The sequence below is a fragment of the Alteribacter natronophilus genome, assembly GCF_006007885.1.
Taxonomy (GTDB): Bacteria; Bacillota; Bacilli; order Bacillales; family Salisediminibacteriaceae; genus Alteribacter; species Alteribacter natronophilus.
In genome coordinates this window covers 284,001-310,986 of sequence record NZ_VCRO01000004.1, presented here as the reverse complement: position 1 = coordinate 310,986, position 26,986 = coordinate 284,001, and the positions used below count along the sequence as shown (strand labels likewise).

The 26,986-nt window shown below is 48.2% G+C and carries 24 protein-coding genes and 1 pseudogene; 12 read left to right on the top strand and 13 right to left on the bottom strand.

Annotation, left to right across the window (positions count from 1 at the left end):
* Positions 1-32: 32 nt before the first annotated feature.
* From FGB90_RS14430 to FGB90_RS14410, 5 genes and pseudogenes are all read right to left on the bottom strand, one after another.
* The gene (locus tag FGB90_RS14430) at positions 33-2,597 is read right to left on the bottom strand and encodes an SNF2-related protein (RefSeq protein WP_138811547.1); all 2,565 of its coding nucleotides are present in this window, start codon (positions 2,595-2,597) and stop codon (positions 33-35) included.
* Positions 2,590-3,855 (bottom strand): ParB/RepB/Spo0J family partition protein, encoded by a 1,266-nt coding sequence (locus FGB90_RS14425; RefSeq protein WP_246056190.1) that lies wholly within the window; start codon positions 3,853-3,855, stop codon positions 2,590-2,592. Before FGB90_RS14425 ends, FGB90_RS14430 begins: the two co-directional genes overlap by 8 nt.
* A 5-nt stretch (positions 3,856-3,860) precedes the next feature.
* Positions 3,861-6,323: a sigma factor-like helix-turn-helix DNA-binding protein gene (locus FGB90_RS14420; RefSeq protein ID WP_138811545.1), complete on the bottom strand. Its 2,463-nt coding sequence runs from the start codon at positions 6,321-6,323 to the stop codon at positions 3,861-3,863.
* Positions 6,324-6,744: 421 nt separating this feature from the next.
* Positions 6,745-7,436, bottom strand: a pseudogene (locus tag FGB90_RS14415) (tRNA dihydrouridine synthase); the annotation flags it as partial.
* Positions 7,436-8,557, bottom strand: a complete 1,122-nt coding sequence (locus FGB90_RS14410) for an FAD-dependent monooxygenase (protein ID WP_171051844.1) — start codon at positions 8,555-8,557, stop codon at positions 7,436-7,438. The gene FGB90_RS14410 and the pseudogene FGB90_RS14415, both read right to left, overlap by 1 nt.
* A gap of 185 nt (positions 8,558-8,742) precedes the next feature.
* On the opposite strand from FGB90_RS14410, the gene FGB90_RS14405 reads away from it, so the two are divergent.
* Positions 8,743-9,336 carry a TetR/AcrR family transcriptional regulator gene (locus FGB90_RS14405; RefSeq protein ID WP_138811543.1) on the top strand — a complete coding sequence of 198 codons (594 nt, stop codon included), beginning with the start codon at positions 8,743-8,745 and terminating at the stop codon, positions 9,334-9,336.
* Between the two features lie 115 nt (positions 9,337-9,451).
* Here FGB90_RS14405 and rlmD read toward each other — a convergent pair whose 3' ends face one another.
* The 4 genes from rlmD to FGB90_RS14380 form a co-directional block, all read right to left on the bottom strand.
* Positions 9,452-10,822 carry a 23S rRNA (uracil(1939)-C(5))-methyltransferase RlmD gene (gene rlmD, locus FGB90_RS14400; protein WP_138811542.1) on the bottom strand — a complete coding sequence of 457 codons (1,371 nt, stop codon included), beginning with the start codon at positions 10,820-10,822 and terminating at the stop codon, positions 9,452-9,454.
* Between the two features lie 601 nt (positions 10,823-11,423).
* Positions 11,424-11,798: a hypothetical protein gene (locus FGB90_RS14390; RefSeq protein ID WP_246056189.1), complete on the bottom strand. Its 375-nt coding sequence runs from the start codon at positions 11,796-11,798 to the stop codon at positions 11,424-11,426.
* A 273-nt stretch (positions 11,799-12,071) separates the two neighbouring features.
* A complete protein-coding gene (locus FGB90_RS14385; RefSeq protein WP_138811539.1) occupies positions 12,072-12,851 on the bottom strand; it encodes a DUF4352 domain-containing protein in 780 nt (259 codons plus the stop codon).
* Between the two features lie 250 nt (positions 12,852-13,101).
* Positions 13,102-14,517 (bottom strand): sodium:solute symporter family protein, encoded by a 1,416-nt coding sequence (locus FGB90_RS14380; protein ID WP_138811538.1) that lies wholly within the window; start codon positions 14,515-14,517, stop codon positions 13,102-13,104.
* Between the two features lie 450 nt (positions 14,518-14,967).
* On the opposite strand from FGB90_RS14380, the gene FGB90_RS14375 reads away from it, so the two are divergent.
* On the top strand, positions 14,968-16,002 hold the full coding sequence (locus FGB90_RS14375; RefSeq protein ID WP_210237244.1) for an SEC-C domain-containing protein: 1,035 nt from the start codon (positions 14,968-14,970) through the stop codon (positions 16,000-16,002).
* A gap of 195 nt (positions 16,003-16,197) precedes the next feature.
* Here the strand turns inward: FGB90_RS14375 and FGB90_RS14370 are convergent, their stop codons facing one another.
* The 3 genes from FGB90_RS14370 to FGB90_RS14360 form a co-directional block, all read right to left on the bottom strand.
* A complete protein-coding gene (locus FGB90_RS14370) occupies positions 16,198-16,455 on the bottom strand; it encodes a hypothetical protein (protein WP_138811536.1) in 258 nt (85 codons plus the stop codon).
* An 82-nt stretch (positions 16,456-16,537) separates the two neighbouring features.
* Entirely contained in the window at positions 16,538-17,167 is a 630-nt protein-coding gene (locus FGB90_RS14365; protein ID WP_138811535.1) for a BMQ_0737 family morphogenetic spore coat protein, read from the bottom strand.
* A 303-nt stretch (positions 17,168-17,470) separates the two neighbouring features.
* Positions 17,471-17,752, bottom strand: coding sequence for a hypothetical protein (locus tag FGB90_RS14360; protein WP_138811534.1), 282 nt, complete (start codon positions 17,750-17,752; stop codon positions 17,471-17,473).
* A gap of 194 nt (positions 17,753-17,946) precedes the next feature.
* On the opposite strand from FGB90_RS14360, the gene FGB90_RS14355 reads away from it, so the two are divergent.
* The 4 genes from FGB90_RS14355 to FGB90_RS14340 all read left to right on the top strand — a co-directional run bounded on the left by FGB90_RS14355 (position 17,947) and on the right by FGB90_RS14340 (position 21,892).
* Complete coding sequence (locus FGB90_RS14355) at positions 17,947-19,698, top strand: carbon starvation CstA family protein (RefSeq protein ID WP_138811533.1); 1,752 nt, start codon at positions 17,947-17,949, stop codon at positions 19,696-19,698.
* Between the two features lie 55 nt (positions 19,699-19,753).
* Entirely contained in the window at positions 19,754-20,005 is a 252-nt protein-coding gene (locus FGB90_RS14350) for a cory-CC-star protein (RefSeq protein ID WP_138811532.1), read from the top strand.
* A 24-nt stretch (positions 20,006-20,029) separates the two neighbouring features.
* Positions 20,030-20,980 (top strand): ArsA family ATPase, encoded by a 951-nt coding sequence (locus FGB90_RS14345; RefSeq protein WP_138811531.1) that lies wholly within the window; start codon positions 20,030-20,032, stop codon positions 20,978-20,980.
* 681 nt (positions 20,981-21,661) lie between these two features.
* Positions 21,662-21,892 (top strand): hypothetical protein, encoded by a 231-nt coding sequence (locus tag FGB90_RS14340; protein WP_138811530.1) that lies wholly within the window; start codon positions 21,662-21,664, stop codon positions 21,890-21,892.
* 68 nt (positions 21,893-21,960) lie between these two features.
* Here the strand turns inward: FGB90_RS14340 and FGB90_RS14335 are convergent, their stop codons facing one another.
* The gene (locus FGB90_RS14335; RefSeq protein WP_138811529.1) at positions 21,961-22,650 is read right to left on the bottom strand and encodes a hypothetical protein; all 690 of its coding nucleotides are present in this window, start codon (positions 22,648-22,650) and stop codon (positions 21,961-21,963) included.
* Positions 22,651-22,783: 133 nt separating this feature from the next.
* Here FGB90_RS14335 and FGB90_RS14330 point away from each other — a divergent pair, with 133 nt between their 5' ends.
* The 6 genes from FGB90_RS14330 to FGB90_RS14305 all read left to right on the top strand — a co-directional run bounded on the left by FGB90_RS14330 (position 22,784) and on the right by FGB90_RS14305 (position 26,888).
* Positions 22,784-23,605: a YihY/virulence factor BrkB family protein gene (locus FGB90_RS14330; protein WP_171051842.1), complete on the top strand. Its 822-nt coding sequence runs from the start codon at positions 22,784-22,786 to the stop codon at positions 23,603-23,605.
* Positions 23,606-23,681: 76 nt separating this feature from the next.
* Complete coding sequence (locus FGB90_RS14325; RefSeq protein ID WP_138811527.1) at positions 23,682-24,044, top strand: DUF5665 domain-containing protein; 363 nt, start codon at positions 23,682-23,684, stop codon at positions 24,042-24,044.
* 24 nt (positions 24,045-24,068) lie between these two features.
* Positions 24,069-24,593: a DUF948 domain-containing protein gene (locus tag FGB90_RS14320; protein WP_138811526.1), complete on the top strand. Its 525-nt coding sequence runs from the start codon at positions 24,069-24,071 to the stop codon at positions 24,591-24,593.
* A gap of 105 nt (positions 24,594-24,698) precedes the next feature.
* Entirely contained in the window at positions 24,699-24,995 is a 297-nt protein-coding gene (locus tag FGB90_RS14315; RefSeq protein ID WP_138811525.1) for a YtxH domain-containing protein, read from the top strand.
* A 13-nt stretch (positions 24,996-25,008) separates the two neighbouring features.
* Positions 25,009-25,347 carry a hypothetical protein gene (locus FGB90_RS14310; protein WP_138811524.1) on the top strand — a complete coding sequence of 113 codons (339 nt, stop codon included), beginning with the start codon at positions 25,009-25,011 and terminating at the stop codon, positions 25,345-25,347.
* A 125-nt stretch (positions 25,348-25,472) separates the two neighbouring features.
* Positions 25,473-26,888 (top strand): alanine/glycine:cation symporter family protein, encoded by a 1,416-nt coding sequence (locus FGB90_RS14305; protein WP_171051841.1) that lies wholly within the window; start codon positions 25,473-25,475, stop codon positions 26,886-26,888.
* Positions 26,889-26,986 lie beyond the last annotated feature (98 nt).

Below are 26,986 nucleotides of genomic sequence, written 5' to 3'. Positions count from 1 at the left end.
CTCGGAAACGTTATGCACTTCACCTTAACCGATTATTCAAACAAAGCAATAATCTCAGCTAAGTCCACTTTGGGATCCGGCACCAGTACACCACGTTCAATGGCGGAGAGCATACGTTCTTCCTTGTCCATTAACCGGTAATAAATGCGTTCATCTATGGAATTACGCTCACCTTCCTGGCCCTGAAGCATCAGAAAGTAATACTGGGTATAATCCCCTTCTTTTAAGCCCAGACGATGAATTCGGTCTCGGGATTGGAGAAGATGGGTTAGATTAAAAGAGTATTCCAAGTAGATAGCATCGTGACAAGTATGGTGGAGGGAAACCGACTCCCCCAATGTGTGCGGGTTGGTTATCAGAATATCAATTTCCCGGTTCAAGAATCTTTCGATAATGGCATCACGGTCTTCCTGACTCGTATCACCGTAAATCACTTCTGCATTAATGCCCTTTTGGCGTAAATCGTCTTTAAGGGTGAGCATCGTATCAACAAAAATACACCAGATTATTGATTGCTTTTTTTCCTCATACAGGGAACGTGCCAAGTTGACGGCTTTATAGTATTTTGACGTCTTCGGGACATTGCGGATCAACTCTATTTCTTCCTTTGTAAACTGGATTTGATCTGAATCGATCGAGTTCCAGGGGGTATCACTGTTATTAGCATCCTCACCGTACATTTCGGTGTAATCGATACTGTTCAGCAATAGTAGAGGATTAACCGATGCCTGAATCAGACGGATATAGAGATGAAAAACAGAGTGTCCGTATTTTCGATACAGCAGATTCAGAAGCTGCTGCTCCTGTTCATTAGCCATTACGTGAAGCAATTCATTTTCATTTGCCGGCGGTACCTGGAGCTGAGCTTTGGTTGTACGCCAGAAGAATGGATACAGCAGATCATTGATCCGTTCAACCATAACCGAATTCGGATTTTTCAGTTGATCCTTTCTGAAATTAAAGTACAAACCATACTCCTCATCGTATAAAATCTTTAACAGATTATAAATATCCTCATACGAGTTGGGGATTGGTGTTCCTGTCAGCGCAAATTTAAACTTTGCCCGTTTGGTAACAGCCATTACCGATTGCGCACGAGTACTTTGAATACCTTTAATTTTATGCACTTCATCTAAAATGAGCATCGTTCGCTCATCGATGACACTGCTTAGAACGTCCTGATATTTTCCAACCGACTCATAATTGACCAAAATAACATTGCACTTCCCTGCTTCAGTTACAAATTCTGTCGGGGAATACTTGTTCCGCTGAACATCCAGCACGCGCAGCTTCTTATTTTCTTTGAAGTTCTCATAAAACTCTTTCTTCCATGCCAAAAATGAGCTCTTCGGTCCGATCATGACGATCTTATCAACCAGGTCAACTTCAGGGGCTGTTAAGTAAGAATAAACCAGATACGACATTGTCGTCTTTCCGGCACCGGGCACAGAAAAATTCGATGCTCGCTGCATTTCATTCATATAGAAGCCGCACCACAGCTGCACCTCCCGGGGTGGCCGTGCAAGTGCCTTTGTGGCAGTCTCTTTAAACGCCTCGAATCGTTTAGCAACAGCCGGGTCCAAATCTTCCTGATAAAACTTGATGGCTGTTCCATAATCCGCTCGTTCTTTAATAAAATATGCCTCTTGAGAGATAAACTGCTGCAGGGCTTCGGTTACCACAACTTCAAATTTCTTTCGTTTTGCAAACTTCCTTAAATGTTTAATAATATCCTGCAGGTCAAGGTGCGTCAGCTCTTTTTGGAAGTGCGGGAAATCGCCGTCTAAGTAAGCCAGTAATTTTGACTGAAAGACCCGTTCTGTTCCCAGGATCGTATATGAAGTTACATTGTTGTGGACAACCAGCTGGTCATCCACGTGATCCAAAATAAGCGAATTGGGTGATAAAAAAGTAGAATTCACAATAACTTTCCCCTTATCATATTGAATCAGTTTCTGTTTAATAATTTCATCGATTTCTTTCACAAAAACAAATCCGTTGCTTGAGCCGGTACTCCAGAGCTTTTCAAACTCGGTAATAGCCCTTGAAATCCGTTGCTGGTCGAATGGGGCGCTTTTCCACGAGGCTGTAACATCAAATGCCTCATAGTTTCTCGCAATGGCTGCAGCTGTTTCGTTATTCGAGCCACTAAAGTAAATGCAGTTTCCCTCTGCATCATGGCAAATGCCATATTTACTGTGAAACAGGCCACTGTGCGTAAACCCCATCTTAAACTCAATAATGCCTTTGGCGATTAAATGGGCGAAATTACAGACATTCCTCTGATCTTCCAGGCTGAGTTGCCTGAAATCTTCGTTTGACAGCTCCGGAACAATGGTTTTCTTGATCTCGTAGCCGGCTTTGAGTATATCGTAATCTTCCTTACTGATCTCATGGGAAATGATAAAACGCATTTTTCCGTTTTGACGAATCATGCCTTCGATTCCCTTTGCGTAGGCAGCTAGTGCTTTGAAGCTGAAGTAGGCACTTACCCGGTCGTATGCGACAGACTTCTCCAGAACAGGAACATAAAAAGCGCTTTTAATATCCACTTCGTCTGAAAAGTAGGAGGGCTGCAGCTTGAGTGTTTTATACACGTAAGGCCTCTGCGATTTTTTTCATTTCTGTCTCAAGCTTTTTGTAATGAGTAAGAAAATCCTGTTCGGTTTCATCGTCCATATGTTTTAACTGAACCATATCCAGTTTCTCCATATCTTTAATTACTTTGTTCATAATGGTTACCGGCTTAGTCTGAACATCCTTCTGTCTGCCGCTCTCAATATACTCTTCGCCTTTTTGCAGGACTTCCTGCTGAGCCTCGTCAATCTCCTTACTCACTTTGCTAAGTGTTTCTAAGTCAACTTGATCGTACTCATGAAGTGTCTCGTAAATGTCCTCAACCTGATCTTCTAAGTCCTCCAAAAAGTCTTCCTTTTCATCGGAATTGATAACATGCCTGCCGATATCGCGCATGTTTCGGGACAGGTCATGGGTTTTTTGCATTCGGCCTGTCAGTGCCACCGTAAACAAGGTATCGCGGATGCTCATATACTCCTGCACATCTTGTTTGTCGTCCTTATTTTCCAGTATTGTAATGACATCTATGCCTTTTATCTGGCGTTCAATAATCGTCAACATATCCTGCAGAATCGTATCGAATTCCCAGTCACGGGCAATGTAATACTGCTTTTCTGCGTTAATGTACTCGAGAAATTGATTCATGAGTACCGCACGTTTGACCATTTTCTTCACATCACTCACCGATTTGTTAACGTAGTTGCTGTACTCTTCGATTGAAAATAGCTTATTTTCAATAATATCCTGGTAGATGTCCACTAGGTTATCAATCGGATTATACTCTATCGGTTTTTCTTTTCCGTGCTGCAGCTGCAGCTCCAGCTTTTTAATGTCCTTAGCGTCTATGCCCTCTGATTGATCGAGTAAAATGGCTTTAAAAAATATATCACCCTCCCCCTCTGCTTTTAGCTTGCGCAGCGCGGTAAAGCGACGGTTTCCATCAATGATCCGGCCGTCATTGAGAACGACACCAGGTTCAAGCTGGCCGAGGAGGCTGATGTTCTTTTTCGTCTTCTCCAGCGCATTCGGATTCGATTGGTAGATAAACTCTTCCAATACTTTATTGTACGCCTCAATATCGCCTTTTTGTATTTCATTACCACTTGATAGATACTGACTGATATAGGTCGAAATCCGGCCGTTTTTTTCGTTGTAATGGCACAGCTCGAGGGGGATGATTAACACTTTGTACATCTTTTCTTTATTTTTTATCGTAAGCGGGCGAGTTTCCTCGGTCTCCATAATTGATTGTCCGATGTGTTCTCTTAAATTTTGCATTTTCATTACCTCTCTCCACTGTAAATAGTTTCGTAGAATCGTTCTTTATCCTGGTAAACCTTATTCATTTCTCTTGAGTAATAAAACGCTGTGTTCTGTATGGTGCGAACCAGTTTATCTTTATTAAGATCAATGCCAAATTCACTCTTCAGCCTTGTATTCAAAACGTCAAGGTCAAGTGGCTCGCTGTCCTTACTGATCACCCAGACAAGAAATTCCTTCAGGGTAAATTCATCACCTGTTTTTGAGAAGATCGTACAGTTTTTCGTATTCAGTGCCCGGAGCTTCGGGTGAGTCCAGATGATACGCTCGTGGAAAACAGCATCAAATCCATAGTCTTCCAGCTCCTGCTCGAACCCTTCCTGTTTTAACGAATAATAAGTGAAATAAGGTGAATCGGAGAAATTGTAAGCTGCATCCCTGTATGCTGCCAATTCGTCCTTTGTGATTCCTGCACCCTCAATCTTTCTACTTGTCAAATACACATCCGGCGCCACTTTCACAACATCCAGGTTTTTCTCCAAATCGTATAGTGCACTTAAAAAATGATTCGTTTTAAAGTGGTGTGATCGCGTATTTCGAAACATATCGTTTTTCAGAATGAGGCTAGTAAAATACTGATCAATCGAGCTGTACTTCCGGCTCAGAACGAACACGCCCTTTAAACTATAATTCAGTTTCATTAGGGCCTGATTGTTAACAAACTTCTCTTTAAAATCCTTAATATGCTCAGAGCCGAGTTTAATCAACTCCTGAACAGTATAAAGATCGTTTTTCAGAAGTGAATCAACCAGGGTATACTCTTCCTCACTCACCTCCGCATAACTCACTTTAATAAAATGATTGTGGATGTAAGGCAAATACTCCTTGCTGTACAGCAAGCTGTATAGGGAATCCTGTCGTAAACCATAGTTGTTCTCCACATAAGCTAAAAAATCCTCAATTGAGATCGGAGCCAATTCGTAAAACAGACTTTTTAAGAACTCCTTTTTGCTCGTCTGCACACAAAATTCCGGCATTTTCGTAAATGTGACGCCATCTACTTCAATGTATCTTTTGTATAAATTGTGCAGTTCGTGCCCTGAATCGATATTTAACTCGACCATTAAAGCTTCGTTTTCATTGAATATCTTCGCCATGTGATACACACCTGGATCAAGATCCAGAAGCTCTTTTAAGTGGTTCATCCTTTCAGGCTCAACTTTGTCCACATCGTAAAATCGAAAGCTGTTGCTTTTTGTGCGTATAATCTTTCGGGACCGATCAATCAATCCCATTGCACTTCGTTCTGTAAAGTGCAGGGACGGATCCAAACGGTACTCCTTTATATACTCGTTAGCTACCTCATTAAATTCCTCATTGCTAACTGCTGTTTGCCCTAAGTGAAACATCAGGTGTTCAAAAAAAGCTAATTTGTTATTGTAGGAAACAACCTTTTTTTCATAGTTAATGTAGCAATTGCAATGGGCTAAAACCAGTTCCTGCTGCTTCTCTGTCAGGGAAAGTTCACCCATTGAGTCTAATACACTTCGTTCTCCCCGTACCAGCTTTACATTTAGAAGCTGGTACACTTCAGCCATTTCCCCGTAGACTGCTGAAAATAGTTCCTCATCCCAGTCGTATGTCTCGAACACGTCCTTATAAACAGTAAGTTCCTCAAGTTCAGGTAACCTGCTGAGCAGCTTTGCTTCCCTTTGCCGGACACGTTCACGTGACAAATTGAAACTCTCACCGATCTGTTGAAGGGACTCCCCGTTCATGCGACGGATCAATATTTCTTTATCTTTAAAATCATCTGCTAGTAATCGTTTTACCGTTTTTACATTTCTTTTGAAACCAAGATCAGGGGCAAACGTCAAGTAGTTTTCCGTCGTTTTCTTGTGCAAAAAAAGTTCAATGCTCTCTACATCTATTCCTGTTTCGGGCATGTTAAGCTGTATACTTAACTCCTTAGACAGAGTTTCCTTGGTGACATAATGGCGCGGTGGCAGCTGTTCGCAGTACTTATGTAAATAAAAATGATAGGTCTTCTCAGTAACATCAGCCTGAAATAAATCTTCACAAGATCTAAACGCTTCCATTATGCGTTCAAAAATGGCTTTCTTGTTCTTCCGACCGATCCGTTCGAAAAAAATATCGTATGTCATAGATTTAAGTTGATGGTATGTAATGTCATGATCCACTAGTAAGCGAATATTTGACGGTGACAATCCTGCAGCACCCAATTTATATACAGACTGCTCATACGCTTCAATACTTAATAAAGCTGCGGCGTTCATTACTTTTCTTGTCATTGCCTTTTTAGCGGCCTGTAATTGGACAACCTTGTTAGACTCCGTTAAAAAGTCGTTAACCACAAAATCATCTGCTACAAGTTGATCAATCATTTTTTTTGAGACATTGAATTCCAATAGACAATACAATGTATACGAATTAAACAAATAATGAAACTTGCTTTGTTGAAGCATTTAAGAATCTCCTCGCATTAAAATTAAGGCGTTTTCCTTTATTCATAGTACACAAGGACCAAGTGCTTTGAACCTCGGTTCACCTTTCTACTATATTTTACAGAAGTATAGGCCGCACGTCATTACATTCACAATAAACTGAATTTCCTCTTTAAGGTAAGTTAGGCACCTTGAGTTATACATAAACGTTGGGGGATGTCATTCTGAGGCCCTATATCTCTAAGCAACATTTGGATAACTTTGTGCTTGTTATTTGTTACCAAAAATCCAACTTAGCTCTTAATATGTATACGAAAACCCTTGAAGTCGTTTTCAAGGGTTTCGCTGCTTATGCTCTAATTATTTTTGCAACACTTTCAACATGCGTAGATAACGTGACGAAAGGGGATGGAGAAAGATATTTCACCATCCTCTTTCCTATCTAATTTTCCTGTTCAAACTCATCAAGCAATGCACGCACTTCGTCTGTTGATTTCGTCTTCATGAGCTCATTTCTTAAAGCACTGGCCCCGCGGAAGCCTTTGACATAAATTTTGAAAAAGCGGTGAAGCTTGGTGATGGGACGCGGCACTTCTTTTGCATAGTGACTTGAAGATCCAGCTGCAGTCTCAGAAGATCAAGGTATTCTTTGCTCGTGTGCTCTTTTGGCTCTTTTTCAAAACGGATTTTTAAAGATCCCACGCCCGATCATCACGCCATCGATCTCATATTTTTCAGCAAGCTTGAGGCCAACCTGACGATCAGGAATGTCGCCATTGATGGTTAATAGCGTTTGTGGAGCGATCTTGTCAATCAGCTCCTTGATTTCCGGAATCAGCACTCGTTCACTTCCGTAAAGCCGAGGCGTGTTTTCACGCTTACAGGCAGCCCGCCGGCTTTTGCAGCCTGGATGAGGTCTGCGGCAGTATCAGGACGACGAATCAGTCCGCTCCCTTTCCCGCTCGAGGCCACGTTCGGTACAGGGCAGCCCATGTTAATATCGATGCCTTTAAAGCCCATCTCCGCCATACCTTTACTCATCTCGCAGAAATACTCGGGTTTGTCTCCCCAGATGTGCGCCGCCATCGGCTGTTCATCTTCTGTAAAGAAAAGGCGGCTACGCACATTATACTTTACCAATCAATACGATTGTCATAAATGGTTCTCATCATTTCCCTTAGTTCAATTATTTTATCAAAAGCTTCAGTGGCAGCTTTTCTTGCAGGTTCAACAAGCGGCTTACGGTCATTCTCAAAATAATAAAAGGCGTCTCTATATCCATGCTCTCTTAACATTTTTGCTAAATACATCCCATCCTCTAAAGCCCATGATGCGCCAATTCCCAGCATAGGGTTGGTGGCATGAAGAGCATCCCCTACAAAAGTGACGCGTCCATGATACCAATGTGGTAATTCTTCCAACTCAAAGATATTTCTGGAAGTAATATTTTCTGTATTGTTTAGAAGTTCACTAAATGGATTGTTCCAACCACTGATTTTTTCGTTCAGCCAATCCTTGATAAATTGATTGTCAGCTAACTCTAATTCTGTAGCAGGAATCTTCCTCTCTTCTTTACCAATAAATTGCCATAACAAATCTGTATTTGAGGCAGGTGAACATTTACTTACAAAAGTTCCTATAGCATTGTCAAAATCAATGTACGCCTTTCCCATAGTATCAAATGATTGCTTCACGTTAGCAGAAGAAACGAGCCCGTGAATGCCATAGTAACCAGTATAGACAGGTTTAGCTTGAGGAAATACGATCTCTCTTGTTCTTGAGTGAATGCCATCAGCCCCGACTAATAATTCTCCCTTAACTTTAGAATCATCAGAGAAGACAGCTGTAATGCTGTCAGAGTTCTCTTCCAGATTAACCAGTTTTTTATTGTAATGTACTGGTATTTTATATTCCTCAGCTTTTTCCAAAAGCAGTTTCATTAAATTTTGTCTACTGATCGTTATAAAGGTTTTACTAAAGAAATCATTTCCTGCAGCAGTAAGACTGGCCAGTTCTTTATCGTTACTGGTATACGTGGTCTCAGATTCCAGAGGAAAACTATATTGTGCAATTTCAGTTATACCAAGTGTTTCAAGAACATTCAGGCCATTTGGTGTGAGTACAAACCCTGCTCCACTCTCTCTTTCCATTGGAGCTCCTTCAAATACGACACTCTCTATTCCAGCTTTCTTTAAAAAAATGGCTGTCGCAAGACCACCTGCACCGGCCCCTATAATTATTACTTTTTCATTCACATTAAACACTCCTTTTTTATACCTGTCGGTAAAAATGCAATGAATGAGCTTTCGTAAAATATACTACCATTTATTCGGACGATCGGTCAATTAATTTTACAGTTGTGCTTGATATTAAAAAAAAGTTGTTTAAAATTATTGTTATACATTGATTTAGCAATACTCTTAAGCAAGTAGGAGGATTTATGAGCAGACCAATTGGAATTAACAGTGAAGATACCAAAAAGTTAATTGAGGATAGAGCAACCAAATTGTTCGAAATTAAAGGCTACGCAGCTACCTCTATGGCGGATATAAAAACAGAAACTCAATTAAGCAAAGGAACGATTTATTACCACTTCAAAAATAAGGAAGAACTTTATTTATATTGTATAAAACAAGCATTAAACAGGTTTATTAACGAATGGGAAAAACTCATGATAAAAGAGGAAGGGGCTACTGATAAATTATATTTGTGGGCCCGTTTATGCAGTTTAGAGTTCCACAATCCATTAATTAAAACAGTTTCAGAATATATACTCTCAACAAAGAAAGAAAAATCTTTTGCCATAGAACTGTATAAACCTGAAATGGATGTCCTTTCGGAGATTATTAAAGATGGTATGCATAGAGGGGAGTTTAATCCGGACATAAATGTTGAAGAAGTGAGTGTCATTCTGTTAGCACTAATTTCCGGGTTATTCGATACAGCATTGTTAGCGTTTAACACCCAGGAAGCGAGAGAGGATTTATATAAAAAAGCCATAGACACTGTTATTAACGGTATTAAAGTCAACTGAAAATTTGTTACCGGCTTGGAATTTCTTTCTTCTTAAATTTCCACACAATCTGTTCATTTGCTTACTAAAACAGACCACTTAATAAAAAGCGGTCTGAGAATATTACATATTTACATTACTTCAGTTCAATTTTAGCAACTGCCTCGCAGTGCGTCGTCTGCGGAAACATATCCACCGGCTGCACTTCCTGCGTCTTGTAGCCTTTCTCCTCGAGATACTTCAGGTCCCGGGCCAGCGTTGCCGGGTTGCACGATACGTACACCACGCGCTTCGGTTTCATATCGGCGATCGCGTCGAGAAGCGCTTCGTCGCAGCCTTTTCTCGGCGGATCGACGACGATGACGTCGGGGCGCACGCCCTGGGCGTACCACCACGGCATCACTTTTTCCGCTTCCCCGACGGCGAACTCGGTGTTGGTAAGGCCGTTGAGACGGGCGTTGTTTTTCGCGTCGGTGATCGCTTCCGGGACGATCTCAACGCCGAGTACCTGCTTTGCTTTCTGGGCTAAAAACAGGCTGATCGTGCCGATGCCGCAGTAGGCGTCGATGACGGTTTCGTCCCCGCTTAAGTCCGCATACTCGAGCGCTTTATCGTAGAGCACCTTCGTCTGGACCGGGTTCACCTGGTAAAACGAGCGGGCGGAGATGGCGAACTTGATGTCGCCAATGTAGTCGTAGATCACTTCCTCGCCCCAGAGTACTTCCGTTTTGTCCCCGAAGATGACGTTCGTGCGCTTCGGATTGATGTTCTGGACGATCGACTTCACATCGGGGAGGTTTTCGCGGATCTCTTCCACGATGTTCTTTTTGTTCGGCAGCTCCTTGCCGCGGGTCACGAGCACGACCATGAGCTCGCCGGTCGTTTTGCCGTGGCGGGTGACGATGTGGCGGAGCGTACCTTTGTGCTTCTTTTCGTCGTAGGCGCGGATGCCGTACTTTTTGGCCAGGCCCTTCACGATCTGGACGACCCGGTCGTTTTCTTCGTTCTGGATCACACAGCTCGGCATGTCGACGATTTCGTGGCTGCTCTTAGCGTAGAAACCGGCGACAATTTCCCCGTTCTGTTCACCTACGGGCACCTGGGCTTTGTTCCGGTAGCGCCACGGCTCCTCCATCCCGAGTGCCGGGTGGACGGTGACGTCATCCATTTTCCCGATCCGGGCGAGAACGTCGGTTACGTGCTTCGTCTTGTATGCCAGCTGGCCTTCGTAGTCGAGGTGCTGGAGCTGACAGCCGCCGCAGCGCTTGAAGATCGGGCATGGGGGCTCGGCGCGGTTCGTGCTTTCCTCTGATAGTTCCATCAGGCGTCCGATGGCGAAGTTCTTCTTCACTTTGACCACTTTCACCGTACCTGTCTCCCCCGGCAGGGCCCGGGGCACGAACACCGGGTAGCCGTCGAGTTTGGCCACGCCGGCGCCGTCGTGGGTGAGGTCCTCAAAAGAGAGGGTCACGGTTTCATTTTTCGTTACTGGTGCCTGTTTCGTCATCGTTCTTCGATCCCTTCCGCTCACATTAGTCTGCCAATGATTGTACCACAAACGGGCGTGAGACAGAAAAGGGCGGTCTTTTAAAATGGATGGCGGCTGTCATATAAACTTTCAAAGAGACGGCATCAGCACATTTTTTACCATATTCCCCCTTCAAAAGCCCCAAGAGCCGGATCTCCCACCTTTTATCAGTAGTTTTCATCAAATTACTTTCCGGTTTGTCCATACATATTTTTACAGAAACACATAGACTTTTACCAGGGAGTCATTCCAAATAAACTTTTAAACAGGAAAGGAAGATATTATGCAGCGCTTGGCCATGGCCTATCAGGGAGATCTGGTGGAAGTAAGAGATCGCAACGGGCAGGTTTTTCGAGGAATTGCAGACGGGGTTAACCAAAGAAGAGGAATGTTTCTTCGCACTTCCCCGTTAAGAAGAATCTTTATTCCGTTTTTCTTAATCACCTCCATTTTCCTATTAAGCCGAAGACGCAGAGGTTTTTTCTAAACAGTCCTCTTTCCGCAGAGAGAGCCTCAGTAGATGAGGCTCTCTTTCTTCTAACCAGACTTATCACTCTTATGCATGCTGGTAATTCTGTTTTTAATAGGAGACATAATCATTCTGATCTTCAGTATCATACCCCATTTGCCCAATCAGCTGCCTGGCAGCGGATAGAGTTTGTTCCGTTCGCTGCTGCCAATTGATAACGTTATCGATAAATGATTCAAATCCTTCAGGTGCATTGTCTCTCATTACCTGTAACCATTTCATAACTTCCTGATCCTCCTGCAGGCCTTTGTTCACACATGAAGTCAGCGTCTGAATAATGGACTCATCCAATTCTCCGTTCTGCAGCCGGTAAACAGAACCGACAGCAGTTACACGATGATAAGAAGCCGGTATAAGGTGCTGGTGCAGTTCGGGATTTCCCTCTAATTCCGCAGTAGCCGGAATATAAAACAATTGTGTAGTCATGGAACAAACCATTCCTTCACCATACAGGCTCTGGTTTAACTGTTCCAATACTGGGGACCATTCTTGACGGTATGGGAAATAATACATTTTTCCACCTTCTTAATAAGAAATTATGATATGCTATGCCATTAATTTGGCATTTGCCCCTGGAGTTCCTAAGTAGAACAGCCCCCTCCATGTACTCAGTCACTAAAAAACACAAATAACCCAGCGGCTCGTTTTTAACCACTGGGTCTCGGACTGATTTATTCCGGTTTCTCACTGAAAATCGGACTAATCCAGTTCAAACTGCTCGTCGATTTCCTCCCCAACATCCTCCCAGTCTTCATCGAAAGGGGCAGACCAAACGAGACGGACCCACTCGATGTCTTCAGCGTCCGAGTTTTCCAGCACGTAAAAGACGCTACCGGAAGCCGTGACACCGGACATGATGTCTCCCGGGATATGGTCGGACATCCACATGTCTGATTCGAGCTGCTCGCCCGTATTGGTGACGAGGGTCGCCTGAGAGGCATAGAAGGTGAGATCCTCATCGGATGTATTTTCAACCCGCATGTCCACCTGGATGTAGTCGGCTTCGTCCGTTTCCATGAAATCAGCCAAGTCGCCTTCGAACTGGGCGGAGGTGACGTTGATCTGGTCAATGTTGAGGATGATTGGGCCTGATTCCATCGGTTCAATGCCGTCCAGGCGATTCACGAGGGTAAACGAGCCGCCTTCGTTCTCAACCGTTTCCCCTACCTGGGTTTCCCATTCCTCTGCGTCCAGATCGTCCTGTTCGTCTTGCTCCTCATCTTCAGCGATACCGGCTTCAGAGTCATCTGCCCCGCTGTCGTCCTCAGCGTCCGCATCTTCCTCGTCGTCCTCTTCGCCTGCATCGCCATCCTGCGCGTCTTCTTCGTCTTCATCCTCCACATCAACCGGTTCCTCTTCCTCGTCCTCCAGCACATCAGCACCGTTATCCTCGGTTGTCACGCCGGCTGGTTCGTCGTCTCCGCACGCAGCCAGCACGAGAGTGGAGCTGAGTGCAGCGGTAAGTACAGCTTTTTTCATACAGCACCCTCCTCTATGGTAACGGTATAGAAGGATCAAGTACCCATCCTCTCAAAACAGGCTTTTCAGCTAAGCAGTCAAAACTAAATTTTGGGTACTTTTCCCTTTTGTGTTATTTCCCTGGTTTTGGAACAAGCAAACCGGTACCAGTGTCCTATCCTGCGTTAACAGAAAAACTGCCTCATAAACAAAGCCCTGTGAACGGGTTCGTCCACAGGGCTGAAGAACTTTCTTCCTATTAAATAGTGTTTTACGAAGCTGCCGGCTTGGCGCCGTCGTTCTGACCCGGTTTCTGCGTCATGAGGGTCACAGCGATGAGAACGATAAACGCCACTGGAACCGCGATGACTGCGGCGTTGAGATCAAACGGCTGGGAAAGAACGATCTCCCAGATGAGCGTCGTGGCCACACCGGCCACCATGGACGAGATCCCGCCCGCTGCGTTGACCTTTTTCCAGAAGAACACGGCAAGTACCGCTGGTGTAACCCCGGCTCCGTAAACGGTGTAAGCGTACATCTGCACGCTCAGCACGGTCGGGAAGTAGCTGATGATCACAAACGACAGCGCACCGAGAACGACGATGAAGATTCGCGTCATCCACAGCTGACGTTTGTCGCTGGCATCTTTGTTGATATAGTTCTTGTACACGTCGTACGTCACGTTTGTGGCCGCAGACAGGAGGAACGAGTTCCCTGTCGTAATGATAAACGACGCTGCCGCTGCGAGAAGCAGACCGCTTACAGCAACCGGCATAACGAGAGTCGTTGCCATGAGCGCCATCCCCGGGTCGATGTCCGGGAAAATCGAGCGGGACGCAAACGCGATGAACGCGATGGATGGTGAGATGACGAGCATCGCCACGAACCAGCCGATCTGGCCGCGCTTGGCGGAGCGATCGCCTTTTGATGAAGCGAGACGCTGGTACATGTTCTGGTCACCGAGAAGTAAAAACAGTGACGGCAGAAGGTACCCGATCAGGTGCAGGGCAGTCAGGCCGCCTGTAGCACTCATGTGGGCTTCCGGCACGTTTGCAGTGATCTGCTCCCAGCCGCCGGCGGCGATGAGGATCGTCGGCACAGCGATGATGAGGCCTCCGACCATGAGAAAGCCGCTGATAGCGTCCGTCTGGGAAACCGAGCGGAGACCGCCGATCATAGCAAGAAAGATGATCATAACAGCACCGATGATCGTTCCGGTCTCCACCGCCATTCCTGTCGTCAGATTGAGTATAAAACCGAGGCCCTGCATCTGGTACGATACAATGCCCACGTAGGCTAAAACAATAATTACGCTGGCCAAGTTCCTGGATGTGGTGCCGTACTTGGCTTCGAGGATCCCTGCCACGGTGAATTTTCCGTATTCACGGATTTTCGGGGCAATCACGAATAATACGATAATTCCGATCAGAGTCGGCAGCATGAGCAGAAGCGCCGGGTATATCCCGTAGCTGAACGCCATGGAGGTCTCGCCTCCGGAAATACTTCCACTGCCTGTCCAGGTTGCAAGAAGGGTTCCCATGAGAACGAACGGACCGAGTGTTTTACCCGCCAGTACGAAGTCCTCGCTTCCCGAAACCTTCCTGGACGTGAAGATTCCGATTCCAATCATTACGACCGCGTAGGCGGCAATAAACCAGAGTAATGTGGGATCGTGTTGTAGTTCCATTACAAAAATCAGCTCCTGATGTTTTGTCGCTGCGGCGAACCGGGGCGCTGCTCACCTGGTGGTGTGTGGTGAGTGGTCAGACGTCTAACTGGAATGAGCCACTCTCAGCAGCGCGTCCCCTTTCCGGCACAACGTTTTCTACCGTAGCACACTTCCAGAATCATTCAAAATCGCCAAAACCACTGTTTGGGGCGGGTTTTACCGGCTGTAATCAACATTGGATATTTTTAACATCACTCTTTGATGTTTTTACGGCAACGGTTTCAAAAGTTGCTCGTTTTTTGCGAAAAATACGAAAGATTTACATGTCTATACAAAAAAACTTCTGCTAAAATAGTCTTAAAGACCTACCCGGTCACCCTCCTGAACGAGGTTCGTTTTACCGTATCACTTCACCGTGGTATGATAAGGGGTGGTATTTTTACAGAACGTATGAGGTGGATGTTAAGGATGGCAAATGTAAAGCGTAATGACCCGTGTCCGTGCGGGAGCGGGAAGAAATACAAGAAGTGCTGCATGAACCGCCAGGCGGCTGCAGCATCAACGACGATCCGTGACGAAAAGGACTTTCAGCAGTTCCTTCCCCGGGTTGTGGAATTTAGCAAGCCCTATGAAGAAGAACTTCAGAACCGGATCTGGAACGATGTGAGCGAGTTGCGGGTACTCGGAAAAAGCGACCAGCAGGCGTTTGTCCAGAGTCTGAGCCTGTGGAGCCTGTTCAACGTGCCGATCGTGGATGAGCGGACGATCGTCCAGGCGTTTATCGATGAACACAAGCACGAGTATTCCGAGGCGTTCCAGACGTTTCTCACCCAGTGGGAGCGGATCCGCCCGGGAATCTACCGGGCCGAGCGGATCGCCGGCAGCACGATGACGATCGTCGAGCAGTTCGACAAGGCGGAAATCCGCATCGATATGACGGGTGCGGCCAAGCAGCTGAGCGAGGGCGATGTGGTCATCGGCTACCTGTATCCGACCCTGTCCGGCTACGCCCTCGGCTCCGACGTGATGATTATTCCCGACAGCTTCGAGGCACTCTTCTTTGACGAGTGGGAGCGGTTCTGGGTGTACTACTGCGAGGAAGGCAGGAAATCGATGCGGGACGTGCTGACAGAGCACTACCCGGCTGCCCTTCACATTCTGAGCGGCATTCTTACGGATAAAGTACAGCTCATCTCCGACGACGAGCTGAGCCTTACCGACTGGGAGATCTATGATGATTTCGTGGCCGGCATGAAAGGCGAGCCGCTTCCGTACTCCGAGCTGCTTTGGGCCCGACTCGTCTGGACCGAGTTCGTGGAAAAAAAGCAGCCGCGGATTACGAAGCAGGAAGTGTTCTCCGCAGCGCTTGAATACTACGTGCGCCAGGAGACCGATGTGGAAGGAATGAAGCTGAGTCAGAAGAAAGTAGCTGATAAGTACGGCGTTTCACCGGGCACGGTGTCGGCGAAGTACAAGCAGCTGAAGGAACTTGCGCAGATTTAGTAGTAACTGGTACAGCAAAACCTCCGTCATGGTAACGGAGGTTTTTTGTCGTGGATGGCTAAGTACAAGTAAATACGATTAAGTACAAGTAAATCTGAATAAGGACAAGTAAAACCAAATAAGGACAAGTAAACTCAAATTAGCACAGGAAACACCTGCTCCCAAGAGCCGGGTTACTGGCTGTACCTCCTGCCTCTACTTTTCCTCCGCCCGAGTGCGTTTCCCCCTGCCTTTAAACCGGTAGATTATGTACAAAATTAATCCCACAACAGCAGCAGTAAACAAAAGTGGAAAGACCACACCGTTCCAGACATCAGCTTCGGCAGGATCCCCGAACATATAATGGAGTAAATCCCTGTACGTGGGGATCCCGAACCAGGATAAAACCGGCTCAACAAACAACGCAATAAACATCCCTGCAAAGAAGGCGATAAAATATGTTTTTTTACTCAAGCAATCCCTCCCTGCTTTTTCCTAATACCATATTATCATACAGTTCCCAACATTGCGGGAACAGTTAGGCCGCCATCAAAAATTACGGGGCAAATGGCGGGTCAGGGCATGGCTCGACGTACTCCACATCGGCTCTCGGATAGCAGAAAACTCCTTTCAGCTGTACAACAGAAAGTGCTGTGACCATAACTTCCTGGCAGATGATCAGTTCGGCCATCACGATATAGCGGCCGCTTTCCTTTCTGACGAACACGTCGGCCGCTACGACTTCGGCGCTGCAGGAGACCATTGTCCCTTCAGGGGCGTACAGATAGAATTTCTCAAGAAGACGAAATGGAATATCAGCTGTCTGGCAGTCTCCGTCATGCTCCCAGGTGACGGTGAGAGTGCCTTCTTTATAGAAGAATCTTTTTTCGAGCGGCACTTCGCTTCCGTGCACCGGCAGAACGATCTGCTGCGGGGATGCCTGTGGGACTTCCCTGCAGGTGACTTCGGTTTCAAAACGGATCTGATTTTTTTCCAGGAACGTGGGGGTAGTGTCGATTTCTGCGAACGGTTCGGGAGTGGTGACGTGGAACCTGGAGTGGATCTGCTCGCTCAGGGGGGCTGACTGGATGGGGATTTCTTTTTGCAGGGGGAGTGTGACGGCTCGCTGGACCCAGTCGTAGACGACTTCCATTCTGTAGCATCCCGGTTCGTTCCGTTCGCTCATTTCTCTCCCTCCTTTTTCTCCATTTTATGTGGTACGGGGATGTCTATATGTATGTTCCGGCAGTACATGAAGAAAGCAGCCTCACTGGGCTGCTTTCCGGTGTGCTAAAGTTTAGGCTCTGTTAAAGCTTGATGTTGATATTTCTATCGTTGATTATAGCGAACGCGCGACACTCCTGCGGGAACAGCGCCGGCTGAAGACCCCGCAGGGTGCTCTTCCCGAGGAGGCTGAAGCGGTGCCCGCGGAAAGGGAGCGCAGGGAGCGGAAATCAACAACAGACTTTAACAGAGCCAAAGTTTAAGATCAGGCTTCAAGATCTTTGTTCTGCGGCCGGGGTCCTTCGAGCCAGTCGCCGTAGCGTTTGATCCAGCCTTTGTAGAGGCGCGGGCGGACTTCCTTTACGGCGCCGGGGAGGCTGATCGAGGAGAATCCGGCGAGAAGGATGCAGCCGGTGATGCGGTGCATGTGCTCGCCTTCCGGGAACAGCACCATGAGCCCTGTGCTCATTGACAGGGTTCCGGCTACGACAAGAAATCCTCTCCATGTCATCCAACGTCCTTTGCTGCGTTTCGTTTGTCCCACCATAATCACTCTCCTTTGCCATAATTTCTCTGTTAGTGTGTGCCGGTAATGCTTTTTTTACCCATGGAAATTATTATGGTTTGATTATTTTGAATAAATAGAAAATAATAGAGGGTGAAGGTTTGTAAGCGTTTACTGACTGTGGGACTTCAGACATCGGACAAGCCCGTACAGAAAAAAGAGAAAGGGGATTGGTCATGCAAGGATTTATTTTAGCTATCGCAGGGATGTTCGTGTTCTTCCTCGGGTACCGGTTCTACTCGAAGTTTGTGGCTGAGCGGATTTACAGGCTCGACCCGGATTACGTAACGCCGGCGCACAAGTACAAGGACGGCGTCGACTTTGTGCCGACGAACAAGTTTGTCCTCTGGGGTCACCACTTTACCTCGGTTGCCGGTGCGGCACCGATTGTTGGTCCGGCTATTGCGATTTACTGGGGCTGGGGGCCTGCGTTTGTCTGGGTTGTGCTCGGTACGGTGTTCGCAGCCGGTGTGCATGACTTCGGTGCGCTCGTCCTGTCGGTGCGGAACAAGGGACAGTCGGTCGGGACGCTCGCGAACAAAATTATCGGCCAGCGGGCAAAAATTCTGTTCTTATTTATCATTCTGATTCTCGTACTTATGGTTAATGCAGTTTTTGCGTGGGTCATTGCGAACCTGTTCATTCTGTTCCCGTCAGCGGTGCTGTCGGTGTTCATTCAGATTCCGCTGGCGATCTGGATCGGCTACCTCGTGTACCGGAAAAGCAAAAACATGCTGCTGCCGTCGATTGCAGCCCTTGCCACGATGTACATCGCGGCCATTATTGCCTCACGTGTGCCGGCGCTTCAGATCGACCTCCCCCGCTATTTCGGCGGTGAGGAAAATATCGTGGCGTTCGGTCTGAACGGTGTGGCGATGGCGTTCTTCGTCTGGATCGTGATTCTGATGATTTACGTGTACATCGCATCCACCCTGCCGGTGTGGAAACTTCTTCAGCCGCGGGATTACATCAACTCCCACCAGCTGATTTTAGGTCTTGTCATTCTGTATCTAGGACTGTTTTTCATGGGAAGCCGGGAGATGACGGCGCCGATGTACAACGCGGATGCGACGACGCCGTGGTTCCCCCTCCTCTTCATTACGATTGCGTGCGGGGCTATTTCCGGCTTCCACGGGCTCGTGGCCTCCGGAACCTCCAGTAAGCAGCTGAACAAGGAGACGGATGCCCGGTTTGTCGGTTACCTGGGTGCTGTCGGTGAAGGACTGCTGGCGCTTCTGACGATCATCGCTGTTGGTACGTTCTTTGCCACGCAGGGTGACTTTCTCTCGAGCTACTCAAGCTTCGGGGCTGCCGGTGACATCGGTCTCGGTACGTTCATCCAGGGTGCCGGCCAGCTTGCAGGCGGGATCTTTATTCCGCCGGATATTGCCACGACGATCGTGGCTGTTATTGTCGTAAGTTTTGCGGCAACGAGCCTCGATACGGCTGTGCGCCTCATGCGCTACATCATCTCGGAGCTCGGTGCCGAGTACAAAGTGCAGAAGCTGACGAAGAAGCACGTGGCTACCACAGTTGCCGTCGGTTCTTCCGCCGCACTTGCGCTTCTTCCCCAGGGACCGCAGGGATTCGGTTCCGGAGGGTATCTCCTCTGGCCGCTGTTCGGAACGTCGAACCAGCTCCTTGCCGGGATTACCCTGTTACTTGTGACGCTGTGGCTGAAGCGCCAGGGACGGAACTACCTGGTGACGTTCATTCCGATGGTGTTTGTCCTGTCCATGACTCTCTGGGCAATGGGGCGTCAGGTGATCTTTGACTGGTCGGGCCTTGGAGGCGCGGAAATGAACCTGCTTCTGTTCCTGCTCGGTTCTATAATTTTCGTGTTTGCCTGCTGGATCTGCCTTGAGGCGTATAAGGCGATGCGCAGGGACGGACAGCAGCCGCCGCGGGATCAGGATGCTTCGATGTAGGTTTCGGGATTTGAGGTTTTGTCGGAATTTTTACTTCGGGGAGTTGTAGGCAGCGATGGATTTCAAAAAGATTATTGAGATGTACGACGCGGTGCTCCGCCAGGGGCACCGGACGGAAATCGCCCGGGAGCTCCGGGACGAAGACGATCTGTTTTTTATTCTCTGCTATTCGGACATGCTCGGCATTCCGAATCCGGCGTTTTACTATACGCTCGAACTCTACCCCCACATGCTTGAACGGTTCCACGAGTGGCACCTGCGGATGGGGATGGACAAATCGCCCATCAACGGGTTCCGGTGCTGCTGAGGCTTCTGAAAGGACGTGACAGAGATGCATGATTTTACACAGATGAAGCCGGTGCTGTTTGTGGGCGGCAAGGGCGGAGTGGGAAAATCCACGACCGCGGCGGCGCTTGCGGTCAGCGCGAGCCGGCGCGGTTTGAGGACGCTACTCATCTCCACCGATCCGGCGCACAACCTGGGGGACCTGTTTCACACCCGGCTCGGCGATGAGCCTGTGGAGGTGCGGAGCGATCTGTGGGTAATGGAGCTCGATCCGGAAAAAGAAAGCGAGCGCTATATTGAGCAGGTAAAATCGAATATTCAGGGGCACGTGAAAGCGACGATGATCGATGAAGTCCACCGCCAGATGGATATGGCCAAGTCGTCACCGGGTGCCGATGAAGCAGCCATGTTTGACCGAATTGTTTCTATATTACTGGACGAGCGGGCGCACTTCGATCAGATTATCTTTGATACGGCGCCTACGGGTCACACTTTGCGGCTCATGAGCCTCCCGGAAATGATGGGCGTCTGGATGGACGGGATGCTTGAGCGGCGCAGGAAAACGAACGAGCACTACACCCAGCTGTTAAACGACGGAGAGCCTGTGGACGATCCGATATTTGATACACTTCAGGAGCGGAGGCGGAAGTTTGAATCGGTCCGTGAAATATTTCTCGACGGGAGCGTGACCGGATTCCTGTTCGTCATGAACCCGGAGCGGCTGCCGATCGAGGAAGCTCGCCGCGGCGTGGAGACGCTTCGCCGTCATGACATTCCGGTTGAAGGCGTTGTGGTGAACAAAGTGATTCCATCTGACGTGGACGGGCAGTTTTTTGTGAAGCGGAAACAGCAGCAGGAAAAGTATCTCGCTCAGGTGGATGCGGTGTTTGCGGGACTCCCACAGCTGCGCCTGCCTCTTCTGGAGGAGGATATTTCGACGGTGGCTCACCTCGATGAGATGGCTTCGCTTCTCGAGCAGGCGATGGTTTACGAATAGGGAGTCGATGAAGGCGCGGGATTTCCGCGTCTTCTGGTTTTGAGAGGGGCTTAATGTGGAGCGGCGCTGGAATCTCGCTGCTGATATTTGTGTTTGTGAGTATGCTGCGGAATGGGCTAATCGCTCCAAGTGGTCACCTAATCGCTCCAAAGCAGGATTTGAACACCGTAAAGCGCGCATTAATCGCTCTAAATACAAATTTAATCGCTTCAAATCGGTTCCATTATAAATACATGCCCGGGAAATCTGCTGAAATATTTCCCCGGAAATGCTCGAAACTGTGGGGAAATAGTCGAAGCGAGCTAACTGGTTTGATCGATTTCCGAAATATCAGGGGCGATCTGCTGTGTATCGCCACGCGATACGGCATCTTCCGGGCAACCGATAGACCGCTTCATTGCAGCTTTCATAAGCGATACGGCCTGCACGGAAGACTTCCTCCCCGCCCACGTATATAGCAAATCTCCATATCGCTCCCCGATACGGCCTTCCCTGTGCTGATTTTAAAGGCGATATGTCAGGCTCAGACCGCTGGATGAACGCCAACAGGCTAGATTCGTTTCCATATTGCCCCCCGATACAGGTAATTTCCCCAGCCCTGTATACAATCCCTCGTAAGACTCCGACTGATATGGTACGGTAAAACCAGCAGCCCATGACGAAAGGAGCAAAACCTCAGCTATGTATAAATATTTCCGCCTCGGCCTCTCTGTCGTTACCTTACTCATCGCGTTTTACGTTCTCTTTTTTGATGAAGACGGCAATGTTATGCCTCTGGCCCTTTTCCTGGTTGGGACGATGATGCTTCTCTCTTCCATTGAGGACGGGAAAAAAGGCAATAAGGCAAGGAGTTTCCTTTGGGGCGTCGTCTCGTTCAGCGCGTTCTTTCTGTTCCTCGGTTACTTTTTTTAAAGCCGTAATAAACTAAATGACCCCGGAGCTGCTGTAATGAACAGCAGTTCCGGGGTTTTTCCTGTTCCCTACTCTTCCCGCTCATCCCAATAACTCAGATTCCCCTCGTCCTCTGAAGTCGATGCGTACGCACTGAATACAATGATTGTCCCGCTTTGGCTTTCCTCAGCGAAATCCGCCTCCGGATCAAGCCAGACCGAACGCCCCGTCGTACTGATGGCACCGAAAGGCTGGGGCACACCGTCGAGAACCCGCACCCGTTCCTCCAGGTTGGACCACGAATAACCCTCAGAGCGGAAATCTGTCTCCGTATCAAGCCAGCTGGTACCGTAGTCATTAGCGCTCCCAACTACCTGGGTCCAGCGTTCACGCTCCTCTTCAGGTCTTTCCGCAGGAAGCAGAGACAGCAGATTCACCGCGTTTTCCAGTGGAAAAGCCTTATCATAAATGGAAACAGCAGAAGAGTAAAAAGCGACGTGCTCGCCCTCTTCGTATATATCCGTCACCATCGTTACCGCCCCTTCAAACGCACTGTCATTCATCTGAAGCCTGGCCCCGAACCGGAGCTGACTGGTGACATCGAGCATCCATTCGCTGTCGCCCTGGTCTCTCAGAGGCTCAAGTGTTCCGATCGTTCCATTCTCATTTGCCTGTGAAGTTGCCACCTGCGTCCCCCCGCCGGTCAGAAACGACAGGCCGATCCCAAGCACCAGGCACCCTGCAAACACCACTGCTGCAAACAACCGTAAATTGTTCATTCTCCCTCTCCTCTCCACCTGATTTCATGATACTGGAAACCGTCACAATTTCAAGAAAAATTCACCGCCATATTTCGGCTTTTTCCGGTCATCCTAAGAACACCGGAACCGCAAAATGAAAGGAGGAACTTCCGTGCAGCTATGGATTGTCCGCTTCATCAACCAGATTAAAGACGGGCACGTATTCGATCTTTCTGCCCAGCTGGCCTTTTATTTTCTCCTTATGTTCGTTCCGTTCCTCCTTTTCAGCCTGGCACTGCTCAGTTTTTTTCCCATAGACGGGCAGCTCCTGCTCGAGTACACGGCGGCGGTTACCCCGGGTGAGGTCGATCAGATTATCACACGGAATGAGGACATGCTCCTCGGTGTCAGACACGGCGGATTTCTGTCCTTTGGTCTTCTTGTAGCCGTTTTTGCAACTACAAACAGCCTCCACGCCACCATCCGGGCTCTCAACCTTGCCCACGATGCGGAGGAAAAACGGCCGTTTTTACATACAAGGGCCCTGTCGCTCCTGTTTGCCCTGCTCATTATCGCAGCCATCATTATTCAGCTTGTGCTGCCGTTTTTCATTGTTACTCTCGACGACTTTGTCGCCCAGGCGTTTCAGATTCCCGGTGCGGCACTCGCCCGCTGGGAGTGGCTCGTCTGGGCGGTGAGCACCGCAACCGTGTTCGGGGTTCTCGCTCTTCTCTACAAGATCGGACCGAATGTGGATCTGACATTCAAACAGGTGGCCCCTGGAGCACTTTTTGCCACATTCGGCTGGCAGATGAGCTCGTTCGGCCTGTCCTTTTACGTAAAAAACGTGGCGAATTTCAGCTTTCTCCACGGCACCCTGTCAAGCGTCATCGTCCTGATGATCTGGTTTTATCTCGTCGGTTTCGTCCTCCTCACTGGTGGACAGATCAACGCCCTGCAGGTGAAAAAAACAAGGCCTGATTTTATCGACTGACCCTCTTCCAGACGTTTACAAAACGAAAGCAGAGGGTAACGGATTTAAAGACTTGTTTGTGCAGGAGGAGACCGTTATGCCGTTATCAAAGGAGCAGGAGGAGCGCAAAGTCCCGGCCAAACACCGCCGCAAGAGGGACGAACGCCGGGAGGACCAGAACGACAGAATGGAACAGCTGATCGATAAAATGGAGGAAATATCGACAAAAGGCCACATGAAGGATATTGCCTACCATTTCACGAATAAAAAAGAAGTGGTCAAGGTGAACTTCCTTGCAGGGGTTGCAAGGGGTGTCGGACTGACGATCGGAACCGCGATTTTTATCGGTCTCCTTATTGCCATCCTTACCTGGTCACAGGCGATTCCGTTTCTTGGCGAGTATCTCGCTGAGTTTCTCGACATGATTCAGGAAAACCGCACGACAGAGACAGAGACATAATTACTGTAAAGAGGAGATGAAAACATGGATTTTCTGGGCATTGGCGTATTTATTCTCGCACTGGCATTTGCCGGACTCGTCGTTTATCTGGCAAAAGTGCTGAAGAAAACAGAAGAAGTTCTCACCCATACCGCAAAGACGGTGGAAAATCTGGAAGGTCAGATCGGGGACATTACGAGTGAAACGAAACTCACCCTGTACAATACGAACGAAACGATAGCAGATGTGAACCACAAGCTTTCACAGCTTGACCCTCTTTTTCATATCGTCAATGACGTCGGGGAATCGGTGCACACCGTTTCTTCCTCCATCGTAAAGATTACGAAGCGCCAGAAAGGCGAACTGGAGCAGGATGCTGCGCGGATCGACGAAAAAGACGTACGCGGCTGGATGCGGACCGCCTCTTTCGTTTACTACTTAACGAAAAAGCGCCGGGAGCGGAAACAGGCGATCCGCCGGGAGCAGGAAGCCGGTAACTTCAACGAAGCAGTCGAAGTGGAACAGACACCTGCAGAAGCCGAACTCCAGCGGGAACATATGAAGGTTTAATATCTTACCGAATAATACACCAGGTGGTCTTACAAGCGAGCATGCTTAAAGGCCATCTTTCTTCATTTCACAAGGATTTACCACCTGATAAGGAGTGTGACGGATATGGGAGGAGAATTTAAGGCAGGCATCGCCGTTACCGGATTTATCACCGGATCGGTTATCGGCGGGATTGCGGCTGTACTGACTGCCAGGCGCCCGGGTGATGACGTACGCCGGGAGCTTTATGTGAAGTACGCTGAAAAGCGCAAACGGCTTGAGGACTTAAGGGACGAAATCCGCCTCGAATCGGCCCGCATTGAGGACGAATACCTCGAGGCCCGGGCCAAAATTGAAGCACAGCTTGAGGAAATCGACAAGCTGGCTGTTCAGGCAGCCCATGAAAACGATCAGAAGGCGTGAAAGGAGTGATTTTGTGAAACCTGCCATCCTGGGTGGTGCCTGTGCACTGGCAGCCGCCGCTGTTTTAGGTGTCTTGTCCTACTTCACACCGATTGGTCTGGCCAACTTCCTTCTCTTTCTTATCGTCCTCATCGCTCTGGCCTTTATTCCACTCATCGTGAAGGTCTTTACCCGTAAGGACATGCCAAAACCACAGATCTACGGCACGTCCGCTCCCGGTAAATTCACCACCATCAGTCGTGAGGAAGGAAATGAAGATGAAAGCAGCGGGAGCACAGTTGCCGGCACAACAGCTGCGGGCATCGTTTTGCTGATTGTCTTTTTTGCCGGGGCAGTGATCGTACTTTCCTAGCACAGGCAGCCTCCTGTGTTTTTTTACGGGCGACTATGTAAATCATTACATAATCTGATTTGTCGCTTACAATCTATGATATTTTAATATATTGATCCTATCTAATATAAAGGAGTGTGAGAGTCATGGAATTACTGGAATGGTTTATTGATGATTTTTTATGGACGTGGATTCTGATTGGCCTCCTCCTCGGTCTTGGCCTCTGGTTTACGATCAGTACAAAGTTTGTGCAGTTCCGCTACTTTGGCGAAATGTTCAAAGTGATAACGGAAAAAAGTACAATTTCCAGGGAGGGTAAACAGGGTGTTTCCTCTTTCCAGGCCTTTTGTATCAGTACAGCCTCACGTGTTGGGACTGGTAACCTGGCTGGTGTTGCCCTTGCCGTTTCCCTCGGTGGACCGGGTGCTGTTTTCTGGATGTGGCTGATTGCCCTCCTCGGTGCGGCAACTGCGTTCATTGAAAGTACCCTCGCCCAGGTTTATAAAGTAAAGGACGGAAAAAACTTCCGCGGCGGCCCGGCATACTATATGGAAAAAGCATTGAATGCACGCTGGCTCGGTGTTTCGTTTGCGATTCTGATTACACTTGCTTTCGGATTTATTTTTAATATGGTGCAGGCGAACACGATTTCCGGTGCATTTGAAAATGCCTACGACATCAATCCGTGGTGGACAGGCATTGTGCTTGCCCTTCTCGCGGGACTCGTCTTCTTTGGCGGTGTCCAGCGGGTAGCGAAAGTGACACAGGTAATTGTGCCGGTTATGGCGCTCATTTACCTTGTGTTTGCCCTTGGTATCACCATTGTCAACATTACGGAATTACCTGGGATCATCAGCCTGATCGTTTCCCACGCCTTCGGTATTGAGGAAGTTGTCGGTGGCGGTATGGGTGCTGCGCTTATGCAGGGGATCCGGCGCGGACTCTTCTCCAACGAAGCTGGTATGGGTAGTGTGCCGAACGCAGCTGCGACTGCCGACGTGAAACACCCTGCCAAACAGGGACTCGTGCAGTCCCTCGGTGTATTTGTCGACACGCTCGTTATCTGTACAGCGACAGCGTTTGTGATCCTTCTTACCGACGCCTATACCGGCAGCGGCGAAGAGGGAATCGCCATCACCCAGCTGGCACTCAGTGAGCATATCGGCGACTGGGCCATCTCGTTTCTCGCCCTGGCTATTCTCCTGTTTGCCTTCAGTTCGATCGTAGGAAACTACTACTACGGCGAGACAAACATGGAGTTTGTCCGCAAGAACCGCTTTATCATCAACTTCTACCGCTTTGCCGTGATGGGGATGGTCCTTCTCGGGGCCACAGCTGAGCTCAGCACGGTATGGATGATGGCTGACCTGTTTATGGGACTCATGGCGGTGATGAACCTTCTCGTCATTGCCATACTCGGTAAAATTGCCGTTGCGGTACTTAAGGATTACGGAGAGCAGCGCAAGGCGCGCAAAGAACCGGTCTTTTATGCCGACCGCATTGAAGGTCTTTCCGGCACCGAGTGCTGGGAGCGCGAGGAAAAACAGGAACAGGCAAAATAACGGCGTTTTGCCTCAGGCTTCTCTTCTTTATGGAAGAGGAGCCTTTTTTCTGTGGCCCACTCACCGCTCCTGTTCAAGGCTGTCAGAAACAGACGATT

Excerpts from the sequence above, each read along its gene's own strand:
- FGB90_RS14325 (WP_138811527.1), top strand. The coding sequence starts at position 23,682 with ATGCCGTTATCAAAGGAGCAGGAGGAGCGCAAAGTCCCGGCCAAACAC.
- FGB90_RS14305 (WP_171051841.1), top strand. The coding sequence starts at position 25,473 with ATGGAATTACTGGAATGGTTTATTGATGATTTTTTATGGACGTGGATT.
- FGB90_RS14335 (WP_138811529.1), bottom strand. The coding sequence starts at position 22,650 with ATGAACAATTTACGGTTGTTTGCAGCAGTGGTGTTTGCAGGGTGCCTG.
- FGB90_RS14360 (WP_138811534.1), bottom strand. The coding sequence starts at position 17,752 with ATGGTGGGACAAACGAAACGCAGCAAAGGACGTTGGATGACATGGAGA.
- FGB90_RS14390 (WP_246056189.1), bottom strand. The coding sequence starts at position 11,798 with ATGACTACACAATTGTTTTATATTCCGGCTACTGCGGAATTAGAGGGA.
- FGB90_RS14425 (WP_246056190.1), bottom strand. The coding sequence starts at position 3,855 with ATGCAAAATTTAAGAGAACACATCGGACAATCAATTATGGAGACCGAG.
- FGB90_RS14365 (WP_138811535.1), bottom strand. The coding sequence starts at position 17,167 with ATGAGCGAACGGAACGAACCGGGATGCTACAGAATGGAAGTCGTCTAC.
- FGB90_RS14320 (WP_138811526.1), top strand. The coding sequence starts at position 24,069 with ATGGATTTTCTGGGCATTGGCGTATTTATTCTCGCACTGGCATTTGCC.
- FGB90_RS14345 (WP_138811531.1), top strand. The coding sequence starts at position 20,030 with ATGCATGATTTTACACAGATGAAGCCGGTGCTGTTTGTGGGCGGCAAG.
- FGB90_RS14340 (WP_138811530.1), top strand. The coding sequence starts at position 21,662 with ATGTATAAATATTTCCGCCTCGGCCTCTCTGTCGTTACCTTACTCATC.
- FGB90_RS14380 (WP_138811538.1), bottom strand. The coding sequence starts at position 14,517 with ATGGAACTACAACACGATCCCACATTACTCTGGTTTATTGCCGCCTAC.
- FGB90_RS14350 (WP_138811532.1), top strand. The coding sequence starts at position 19,754 with ATGGATTTCAAAAAGATTATTGAGATGTACGACGCGGTGCTCCGCCAG.
- FGB90_RS14385 (WP_138811539.1), bottom strand. The coding sequence starts at position 12,851 with ATGAAAAAAGCTGTACTTACCGCTGCACTCAGCTCCACTCTCGTGCTG.
- FGB90_RS14355 (WP_138811533.1), top strand. The coding sequence starts at position 17,947 with ATGCAAGGATTTATTTTAGCTATCGCAGGGATGTTCGTGTTCTTCCTC.
- rlmD (WP_138811542.1), bottom strand. The coding sequence starts at position 10,822 with ATGACGAAACAGGCACCAGTAACGAAAAATGAAACCGTGACCCTCTCT.
- FGB90_RS14315 (WP_138811525.1), top strand. The coding sequence starts at position 24,699 with ATGGGAGGAGAATTTAAGGCAGGCATCGCCGTTACCGGATTTATCACC.
- FGB90_RS14405 (WP_138811543.1), top strand. The coding sequence starts at position 8,743 with ATGAGCAGACCAATTGGAATTAACAGTGAAGATACCAAAAAGTTAATT.
- FGB90_RS14420 (WP_138811545.1), bottom strand. The coding sequence starts at position 6,323 with ATGCTTCAACAAAGCAAGTTTCATTATTTGTTTAATTCGTATACATTG.
- FGB90_RS14375 (WP_210237244.1), top strand. The coding sequence starts at position 14,968 with ATGGCAAATGTAAAGCGTAATGACCCGTGTCCGTGCGGGAGCGGGAAG.